Here is a 4,263-nt window from a genome sequence, read left to right as displayed (position 1 = left end):
ATGAATACATTAGACAAAATTCCTGTTTTATCAAATGCAGTTGTTAAAAAAGTGCATGCGAAAGGAACATCATTAAGAAGAAGACTTCTTGATATGGGAATAACTCAAGGTTGTCAGGTAACTACGGTAAGACAGGCCCCTTTAGGTGATCCTATAGAACTTAACGTCAGAGGATATTCTCTTATTATAAGAAATGAAGATGCCATGCTTATCGAGGTAGAGTGTTAAAATGAACTGCAGAAAATGTAAAGGCTGCGAAATCTCATCAAATGTTTTATTCGACAGATTTGCTTCAAAAAGAATTGCCCTTATTGGAAATCCTAACTGTGGTAAAACTACATTATTTAATCTTCTGACAAAATCACATCAGTATGTAGGTAACTGGCCTGGTGTTACTGTTGATAGAGTAGAGGGCCATGTTGAAGACTATAACTATGCAATAGTCGATCTTCCTGGATTATATGCATTATCTCCATATTCAGCAGAGGAGCTTGTCTCAAGAAATTATCTTCTGTCAGATGAGTATGACGTTATCCTTAATATAGTTGATGCCTCTCATCTTGAGCGATCACTGTCTTTAACACTTGAACTTGCTTCATTCAATAAGCCAATGGTTATTGCGCTTAATATGATGGATGTGATTGCAAAACAAGGCATTAGCATAGATGTAAAGGCTCTTGAAAGTGCTTTAGGTGTTCCTGTTGTGACAATGAGCGCATCAAAAAAGAAAGGTGAAAAAGAGCTCTTAAAGACGATTGCTAAAGCAAGAGTACCTGATATTGAAAAGTATTATGACAAGAATGTTATAAGAATTATTGATTCAGTTGCGAACATGATAACAGATGAAAAATCACTGTTTTCAAGAAGATTTATTGCAACCTCACTTTTACAGAGTGATGAGGTCTATTTAGAAGAGCATGAGTCAAACCAGACAATAATGGATAGTGTAAAAAAAGGAATTAAAGATCTTGAAGAATACACTAAGACAGATTGTCAGGCTTATTTTGCTCAAGCTCGATATGATGCTATAGACTCAATTGTAGATTCCTGCAAGAAAAAACTCGAATCAGGTCATTCTGATATTACTAAAGCAATAGATTCTGTTGTTTTAAACAGAATACTTGCTCTTCCGGTATTTTTTATTGTGGTTGGCTTTGTATATTTTGGTGCGATGTATTTTACATCCTACCTTGAGCTGATCCCTCATCTATCTGATGGCGAAACAGAAAGTCTTACAATAACAGATTATGTTAATGATGTTGTATTTGGAGAGTATGTATCAGCAATTGTAGAGAATATGTTAACAGCTGTAAGTTCTCCTGATTGGCTTGTATCTTTAATGGTTGATGGTGTTGTAGGTGGTGTTGGAGCAGTGCTAGGCTTTCTTCCTCAGATTGCATGCCTTTTCATATTTCTTTCATTTCTTGAACAGTCAGGATATATGACAAGAGTTGCTTTTATCCTTGATAGGATCTTCAGAAGTTTTGGACTGTCAGGTAAAAACTTTATCCCTCTTGTGATTGCAACCGGATGTGGTGTACCTGCACTTATGGCTAATGCAACCATTGATAATATCAATGAAAAAAGAATTGGCCTTATTACAACCACATTTATTCCATGCTCAGCAAAGCTTCCAATCATGACCATGATTTTTGCATCTGTTATGAATAATGCCTGGTGGTTTGCACCATTTGTATATGCAATGAGTATATTCTCAATTGTATGTACAGGTATCATTCTTAAAAAGAGCAATGCATTTAATGAAAGTGTATCTCCATTTGTAATGGAAATACCTGATTATCATATGCCATCTGTATTTTCAGTTTTAAAAGAGGTTTATTCACGCTGTAAAGCCTTCGTAATAAAAGCTGGTACTGTAATTTTCCTTGTTGTAGTGCTTGTATGGCTTTTATCGAATACAGGTGTGGAGAACAAAAATATTGGATTTATTGAGAATATTGATAATTCATTCTTAGCAATGATAGGTGGTCTTATTGCTTTCTTGTTTGCTCCAATTGGTTTTGGCTCATGGCAGAGCGCGGTTGCAATGGTAAATGGCTTCTTAGCTAAGGAAAATGTAGTAAGTACTATGGCTGTAGTTCTTGGACTATCAGAAGATACCCTTGAAGAAGATCAGTCATTGTCTCAGGCATTAGTATCATTCTTTGCAAGAATAAACGGCTGTGATGAAAGCTCAGCTCTTCTGCCGATTATTGGACTTAGCTTTTTATCATTCTGTCTTTGGTCAACACCTTGTGTAGCTGCATTAGGTGCAATGAAAAGACAGCTTGGCTCAAACAGATGGTTTTTATTTGCCATCTTTTATATGACAGCATGGGCTTATGGAATTTCACTTGTTATCTATCAGCTGTTTGGCTATATGTTTGGTGTAGTTCAATTCAATACCTTTACAGTGGTAGCTATAGCTGTATTAGTTCTGTTTATTGTACTTTTAATAAGACCATCAAAACACAAAGGAGTATCTCTATCAATTCCATCAAAGAGAATAGACTGATGTTAAAAGCAAGGCAGATAATTAAAATTTGCCTTGCTTATCAAAAATATAGAGCAGATTATCTTAAGTTTATTTATAAAATAGTTGAATAATTGCTCAACTATTGTATACTTAAATAAAAAAGAGGAGATAATTATGCGCTTTAGATTTGATATTGAAGGCTTAGACTGTCCACACTGTGCCTTAAAGCTTGAAAAAATGATAAAGGATGAATTTGAAAATGCAGTAATTAACTTTGCATCCTCATCTTTAATCATTGATGCTAACGATAGTCTTTTAGAAGATGATGTATTAAAAATAGCATCAGATATAGCAATTAGCTTTGATAGTAACGTAAAGATTAGTTTAAAAGACTAGTTAAAACTTTGAATTCGGTTTTATTTGTTTAAATAGTTGCATATATGCTCATATATAATGAGGTTTTTTATGAACAGCAGATTTAAATTGATATTCTCTGCAACTGTATTTTTGGTACTTATCTTAAATGAATATCTGTTTGATTTATGTATACCTACATATGCTGTTTTAGCACTTACTTTGATTGCCTACCTTGCCTGTGGTTTAGATGTTGTAGTTGATGCTATAAAAATACTCATAAAACAAAAGCGCATGACAGACCAACTTTTAATGACTATTGCAACATTTGCTGCATTTTCTTTAAAAGATTTCCCAGAAGCTCTGGCAATCATGGTCTTTTATAAGATAGGTGAGAGTTTTGAGAATTATGCAAAAAATCGATCTCAAAACAATATCATGCATTTAGCTTCAATAAGACCTCAGACAGTACGAGTCATAAAAGATGGCAAAGAGCAAACGTTAAAACCAAGAGATGTCAAAATAGGTGACACCATAAAGGTTTTAAAAGGTGAGATTATTCCAATAGATGGTATTTTATTATCTGATAACTGTGTTCTTGATACAAAATCATTTACAGGTGAGAGTAAGTCTCTATTTGTTAACAAGCTAGATAAGGTACTTTCAGGTAGTGTAAACCTTTGTGACGTCATATATATAGAGGTAACTGAACTTTATAGAAACTCATCTTTGACAAAACTAATAAATCTTATTGAAGATTCAGCAATAAACAAATCAAAAAGTGAAGATCTGATCCGTCGTTTTTGTACCTATTACACTCCATTTGTGGTAATAACTGCCATTTTGCTTTGTCTTGTTCCTGTTTTTCTTGAGGGGGCTGTGTTTTCTGACTGGATTGAAAGAGCATTGGTGTTCCTGGTCGTATCCTGTCCTTGTGCTCTTGTGCTGTCAGTTCCATTAACATTCTTTGCAGGTATTGGTGCCTTAAGTAAAATCGGTGTTCTTGTAAAAGGATCTGTGCATATTGAAACAATCAGCAGATTAAAGGCAATTGCCTTTGATAAGACAGGTACTCTTAGTACAGGTGAATTCAAACTGTCAGATGTAAAAACAAGTCTTGATAAAAACTATCTTTTTTCTATTATCTTTGCACTTGAGAAAAATTCAACTCATCCAATTTCAAAGTCTTTATTACAGGAAGCAAAGTCGTACCCTATAGAGCAATTAGACGTTTGCGATTTTAAGGAAATATCAGGATTTGGCCTTACAGCCTTTATAGATAAAAAAGAAATTTATCTTGGTTCATATGAGTTTGTTAAGAAAATCTGTAACTGTGCTGATACTCATACAGATGATGGTTATACAAGACTTTATCTTGTGATAGATAAAGAACTGGCTGCAACTTTGTTACTTGAAGACTGCATAAAGGATGA

4 protein-coding genes are annotated in these 4,263 nt (G+C 34.2%); all 4 read left to right on the top strand.

The features are described 5' to 3' along the window. Nucleotides 1–228: ferrous iron transport protein A (locus tag ACJML3_RS07180; protein WP_406021914.1), on the top strand; the 228-nt coding region annotated here is incomplete at its 5' end. A gap of 1 nt (nucleotide 229) precedes the next feature. After that, nucleotides 230–2,515 (top strand): ferrous iron transport protein B, encoded by a 2,286-nt coding sequence (feoB, locus tag ACJML3_RS07175; protein WP_406021913.1) that lies wholly within the window; start codon nucleotides 230–232, stop codon nucleotides 2,513–2,515. A gap of 135 nt (nucleotides 2,516–2,650) precedes the next feature. Further along, the gene (locus ACJML3_RS07170; RefSeq protein ID WP_406021911.1) at nucleotides 2,651–2,872 is read left to right on the top strand and encodes a hypothetical protein; all 222 of its coding nucleotides are present in this window, start codon (nucleotides 2,651–2,653) and stop codon (nucleotides 2,870–2,872) included. Between the two features lie 69 nt (nucleotides 2,873–2,941). Then, a partial coding sequence (locus tag ACJML3_RS07165; RefSeq protein ID WP_406021909.1) for an HAD-IC family P-type ATPase occupies nucleotides 2,942–4,263 on the top strand: 1,322 nt, incomplete at its 3' end.

Source organism: Succinivibrio sp., from assembly GCF_045124615.1.
Lineage (GTDB): Bacteria > Pseudomonadota > Gammaproteobacteria > Enterobacterales > Succinivibrionaceae > Succinivibrio > Succinivibrio faecicola.
This window is presented reverse-complemented; position numbering and strand designations above follow the sequence as displayed.

Excerpts from the sequence above, each read along its gene's own strand:
- feoB (WP_406021913.1), top strand. The coding sequence starts at position 230 with ATGAACTGCAGAAAATGTAAAGGCTGCGAAATCTCATCAAATGTTTTA.
- ACJML3_RS07170 (WP_406021911.1), top strand. The coding sequence starts at position 2,651 with ATGCGCTTTAGATTTGATATTGAAGGCTTAGACTGTCCACACTGTGCC.